This window comes from Verminephrobacter aporrectodeae subsp. tuberculatae At4, assembly GCF_000193225.1.
Lineage (GTDB): Bacteria > Pseudomonadota > Gammaproteobacteria > Burkholderiales > Burkholderiaceae_C > Acidovorax > Acidovorax aporrectodeae.
Map to the genome: position 1 here is coordinate 1 of NZ_AFAL01000189.1, position 1,959 is coordinate 1,959.

General features: G+C 65.8%; 3 protein-coding genes. All 3 read left to right on the plus strand.

The window, feature by feature from the left end:
- Positions 1-63 precede the first annotated feature (63 nt).
- Complete coding sequence (locus tag VTU_RS0105700) at positions 64-471, plus strand: YcfL family putative periplasmic lipoprotein (RefSeq protein WP_010101844.1); 408 nt, start codon at positions 64-66, stop codon at positions 469-471.
- A gap of 25 nt (positions 472-496) precedes the next feature.
- Positions 497-1,120 carry a penicillin-binding protein activator LpoB gene (lpoB, locus tag VTU_RS0105705; RefSeq protein ID WP_010101846.1) on the plus strand — a complete coding sequence of 208 codons (624 nt, stop codon included), beginning with the start codon at positions 497-499 and terminating at the stop codon, positions 1,118-1,120.
- Positions 1,121-1,147: 27 nt separating this feature from the next.
- The coding region (locus VTU_RS25885; protein WP_010101848.1) for a hypothetical protein at positions 1,148-1,959 on the plus strand (812 nt) is incomplete at its 3' end.

The window sequence follows — 1,959 nt, forward strand, 5'->3', positions numbered from 1 at the left end:
GCCGCGCCAACTCCCGTGAATCGGAGCATTCCGATCGTTTCCCATCCCCAAGGAGCCTTTTGCATGAGACCCCGCCTTGCCCTCGCCGCCGTACCCGCCGTGGTATGCGCGGCCCTGCTGACCCCGGTCGGCGCCGCCCACGCGCAGCAGCACGACCCGGCCACGCCGCTGGCCGTGGCCTCCAAGATCAATCTGCGTGGCGAAGCCCACGGCATTGCCGTGCGCGAGATGCGCATCGTGCGCAAGAACGACATCCTGACGGTGCAGGCCGACCTGTCCAACGTGGGCCGCACCGACCGCACGGTGTTCTACCGCTTCAAGTGGCTGGACAACCTGGGTGGCCCGGTGGGCGACGGCGAGGCATGGAAGCAGATGCGCGTGCTCGGCCTGGGCCAGCAGACCGTCAAAAGCGTGGCGCCCACCAGCGCTGCAATCGACCTGCGCCTTGAAATGAATGTGGAGTTGCGCTGAAACCGGCGCACGAAGGACGAAACCCATGCAAGAAAAAACCATCCCCGCGCGCAGCGCGCGCATCCTGGCCCTTGCGGCGATCACCCTGGCCCTGGCGGCCTGCCAGAGTACGGACCTGTCCTCGCCGACCGTGCGCTTCGACCGCCAAGTGGACTACGGCGACGCCAAGGCGGTGGAGCTGGTGACCAACGAATTCGGCTCCACCGACCTGCAACTGATCGCCGAGAAGATGACCGGCGGGCTGCTCGAAACCGGCATCTTCCAGGGCCGCCCCACGGTGACCATCTCCACCGTGAAAAACAAGACCAGCGAGTACATCGACACCACCAACGTGATGAATTCGATCCAGACGGCGCTGGTCAAGTCGGGCAAGGTGCGCTTCGTGCGCTCCATCAGCGAAATGCAGGCCGGAGTCGACGAGTTGCAGCGCCAGAACCAGAGCGGCCTGTACAAGCAGGGCAGCACCGCCAAGATAGGCCAGATGACGGCGGCCAAGTACAGCATGGAGGGGGAGCTCTCCAGCATCGTCAAGCAAAGCAGCAATACCAAGGACGTGTACTACAAGTTCACGCTCAAGCTGTTCGACGTGCAGGAAGGCACGGTCGAATGGCAGGACGAGAAAGAAATCCGCAAGACCAGCAAGCGCTGAACGGCGCGCTACCCAGGAACCACCACCATGCAGCAGCGCAGAACCATTTTGCACACGGCCCTGGCCGTGCTCACCCTCACCGCCCCGGCCTGGGGCGTTGCCGCCCCGGCGCGGCCAGGCGCGGCGCCCCGGATCGCCGTGACCGACCTGGCCTACGCGCAGCGCGTGTCCGAATACTTCGTGGCCGGCACCTACCAGCACAGCAGCCAGATGAGCGCGGGTGGCAGCCACAGCGGCAGCTACAGCCACGGCCCCCAGGGCGGCTCGGGCGCGCATACCGGCAGCCACTCCATGCAGGCCTCCGAGCAGGCCAGCGGCACCTATGTGGCCGGCCGCTACAGCTACATCGAGCAGCGCGAGCTCGGCGGCTACACCAACGACATCAAGGGCGCGCTCCTGCAGGGCAGCTATTTCCGCCTCGTGCAGGGCAAGGGCTTTGACGCCGGACGGCCCCAGCCGAGCAAGGCCGAGCAGGTACTCAATCAAGTGCAGGGCGGCAAGATGGCGCAACCCCAGGCGCAGCCGCAGGTCGCGGACGTGATCGCGCGCATCAAAAAGGGCGAATTCAACGGCGCCGACCATGTGCTGTTCGGCGTGGTCTCGAGCGTCGAGTTCACCGACGCGCTCTCGCCCCTGCAGGGCAGCTCCAGCGCCACGCGCCAGTACGGCCTGCAATTGCTCGCCGACTTCTCGCTGATCGACACCAAGACCTACGAGATCAAGGCCGCGTTCTCGGCGCAGGGGGAAGGCAACGACACCAAGATCCTGTCGATCCGCGGCGATATCGCTCCGCCCAACCGGGCCAAGGTGATGCGTGAAACCTCGCTCTCGCTGGCGCA